We start from the raw sequence: 3,076 nt of genomic DNA on the forward strand, positions 1-3,076 counted from the left end.
TATAGGCTGGATTGAGATTAACTAAAACAATCCCTACTTTAAATGCCGCAAATTGGGTGACTGTCCACTCTATACAGTTTGGTGACCAAATTGCCAGCCGATCACCCTTTTTGAGGCCGAGTCTCAGCAGACTACAGGCAAATGCCTCAACTTCCTGCTGTAATTCTCTATATGTTAACCGTCTGTTCTGATGTGAACTTACAATCGCTTCTTGATCAGCATATTGCTGACAAGCCTGATCAAATTTTTCTCCAATCGTCATCCCCAATAAGGGTTGCGAACTTGTTCCAGAGGCATAGCTTAACCGTACGTGTTGCATTGAATCATTCTCCTTGATTCTTTTTAATTCTGTTCTTACATCATCTAATTGTTGTAACTGCAACTACTCTTCAAACTGCCTATTCTGTGATTTTAATTGTTGCTTATGCCTGCTTTCTCCTTACGGCATCTACACAAAAATCAGCAATCTGTTTTGAAAAATAGTCTTTATGTTGCTGATCAAACTTTGTGTTTTGAGCTGGGTCTAAAGGTTCAACCACAACGAAAGTCATGGCACCAACTACACATAGCGCTGTAGTATTCAAATCCTCTAAAACAAACTCACCACTCGCATTTCCATCAGCGAGTATTTTAATAACACTCTGTTTAATCAACTGCTTAACACGAAAACGCTCATGTTCTACCGTTGAATCAACGGGTTCAAACATCAGTGAATATGCAAGCTGGGGACTATTCAGTGCCCGTTTTACAAAAGTTGCTACCGCTTTATGCAATTTCTGTTCGGCTGTCAGATCACTTTCCGTAATCGCATCAATCACCAGAAGCTCGGTATTGATGGCTTCGGATAGAACTTCGATCAGCACCTGGCTTTTATTGTCAAAGTAGCGATATACCAACCCACTCGAAACGCCTGCTTGCTCAGCAATCGTTTGAATTTGTGCGTCTTTAAACCCTCCTTCTGAAATTAGATTTCGAGCAGAACTTAAAATCGCCTTACGATTCTGTTCCATTCTTTCTTGCATTAAAGATGATCGTTTATAGCTCATGAAATTTATTCTCTAACAAATAAAGTGAATTGTAAATCAATTTATGAATCTCTATTCACTTTTTTAAAAATTCATTGTATGGTACTTCATAAGCACACACAAGAATGCTTATGGAACAACAAATATAACCAATGGGATGAACACAATGAACCTACGTAGCTTGAATTTTGGTCTGGATGAAACACTAATTGCCCTTCAAGATTCAGTTGCGGCATTTTGTGCAAAAGAAATTGCACCGATTGCTCAACAAGTTGATCAAGATAATCACTTTCCTGCACATCTGTGGAAAAAGTTTGGAGATATGGGCTTATTGGGCCTAACAGTTTCTGAAGAATATGGTGGTACAAATTTAGGTTATCTTGCACATATTATTGTTTTACAAGAAATCTCTCGCGCTTCAGCAGCAATCGGTCTGTCCTACGGTGCACACTCAAACTTATGTATCAACCAAATTAACCGTAATGGTAGTGAACAGCAAAAACAAAAATATTTACCTAAGTTAGTTTCAGGTGATTTTGTCGGCGCGTTGGCTATGTCTGAACCAAATGCGGGTTCAGATGTGGTGAGCATGAAATTACGCGCTGAGCAAAAAGGTGATCATTTTGTTCTTAATGGTTCAAAGATGTGGATTACCAACGGCGGTGATGCAGATGTTTTGGTGGTGTATGCCAAAACTGACCCTCATGCTGGTGCTAAAGGTATGACGGCTTTCTTAATTGAGAAAGATATGAAAGGTTTTAGTCATGGTAACCATTTAGACAAGCTTGGTATGCGCGGTTCAAATACCTTCCCTCTATTTTTCGATAATGTTGAAGTGCCAATTGAAAACGTTCTCGGTGGCGTAGGCAACGGTGCAAAAGTTTTAATGAGTGGCTTGGATTATGAGCGTGCCGTTTTAAGCGCTGGGCCGTTAGGCATTATGGATGCCTGTTTAGATGTTGTTATCCCCTACATTCATCAACGTGAACAATTTGGTCAGGCTTTAGGTGAGTTCCAGTTGATGCAAGGAAAGCTTGCAGATATGTACTCCACTTGGTTGGCTTGTAAAGCACTTGTATATGCTGTTGGTGCAGCCTGTGATAAGGCCGATCATGATCGCAGTCTACGTAAAGATGCTGCAAGTGCCATTTTATACGCTGCTGAGAAAGCAACATGGATGGCAGGTGAAGCAATTCAGACCTTAGGTGGAAATGGTTATATCAATGAATTCCCTACAGGTCGTTTATGGCGTGATGCAAAACTTTATGAAATTGGTGCAGGAACATCTGAAATTCGCCGTATGTTAATCGGTCGTGAGCTGTTTAATGAAACCAAATAATAACGACAAATAAGGATGCATCTGATGAACCAATTACAAAGCAAAATTAATGTAAGAAGCGAAGACTTCAAAGTAAATCAACAAACCATGAACGCCTTGGTTTCAGATTTAAAACAGGTTGCGCAATCCATTTCCCTTGGTGGTGGTGAAAATGCGCGTCAGAAACATTTGGCGCGTGGCAAACTGTTACCTCGTGATCGTATTGACCAACTTATAGATGTAGGTACTGCCTTTTTAGAAATTGGTCAGTTAGCGGCGTATAAGGTTTATGAGGATGATATTCCTGCTGCGGGTGTTGTCGCAGGGATTGGTCAAGTCAATGGAGTAACTTGCATGATCGTTGCCAACGATGCAACGGTCAAAGGTGGAACGTATTATCCATTGACAGTTAAAAAGCATTTGCGTGCCCAAGAGATTGCGGAACAAAACCACTTGCCTTGTATTTATCTGGTGGATTCTGGTGGCGCATATTTACCAATGCAAGATCAAGTTTTCCCTGATCGTGATCATTTCGGACGTATTTTTTACAACCAAGCCCGTATGTCGAGTCAAGGGATTGCACAAATTGCAGTGGTCATGGGAAGTTGTACTGCTGGTGGTGCTTATGTGCCTGCTATGTCAGATGAAACCATTATTGTTCGAAACCAAGGTACGATTTTCTTAGGTGGTCCTCCTCTCGTTAAAGCTGCGACGGGTGAAGTCGTGAGCAGTG

Annotated in this window: 4 protein-coding genes; 2 read left to right on the plus strand and 2 right to left on the minus strand. The window is 41.0% G+C overall.

Annotation, left to right across the window (positions count from 1 at the left end; genetic code table 11):
* Together B4237_RS16305 and B4237_RS16310 are read right to left on the minus strand one after the other, a co-directional pair.
* On the minus strand, window positions 1-319 hold a 319-nt coding region (locus tag B4237_RS16305), incomplete at its 3' end, for an AMP-binding protein (RefSeq protein ID WP_286943962.1).
* Between the two features lie 103 nt (window positions 320-422).
* Window positions 423-1,046, minus strand: a complete 624-nt coding sequence (locus tag B4237_RS16310) for a TetR/AcrR family transcriptional regulator (RefSeq protein WP_023013299.1) — start codon at window positions 1,044-1,046, stop codon at window positions 423-425.
* 145 nt (window positions 1,047-1,191) lie between these two features.
* On the opposite strand from B4237_RS16310, the gene B4237_RS16315 reads away from it, so the two are divergent.
* Both B4237_RS16315 and B4237_RS16320 read left to right on the plus strand, forming a co-directional pair.
* Window positions 1,192-2,364: an isovaleryl-CoA dehydrogenase gene (locus tag B4237_RS16315; protein ID WP_061525198.1), complete on the plus strand. Its 1,173-nt coding sequence runs from the start codon at window positions 1,192-1,194 to the stop codon at window positions 2,362-2,364.
* A gap of 24 nt (window positions 2,365-2,388) precedes the next feature.
* A partial coding sequence (locus B4237_RS16320) for a carboxyl transferase domain-containing protein (protein WP_286943965.1) occupies window positions 2,389-3,076 on the plus strand: 688 nt, incomplete at its 3' end.

The organism is Acinetobacter sp. UBA6526 (genome assembly GCF_002434875.1).
GTDB classification, from domain to species: Bacteria; Pseudomonadota; Gammaproteobacteria; order Pseudomonadales; family Moraxellaceae; genus Acinetobacter; species Acinetobacter venetianus.

Bases quoted from the DNA above. Each gene is read 5' to 3' on its own strand.
- B4237_RS16310 (WP_023013299.1), bottom strand. From the start codon at position 1,046: ATGAGCTATAAACGATCATCTTTAATGCAAGAAAGAATGGAACAGAAT.
- B4237_RS16315 (WP_061525198.1), top strand. From the start codon at position 1,192: ATGAACCTACGTAGCTTGAATTTTGGTCTGGATGAAACACTAATTGCC.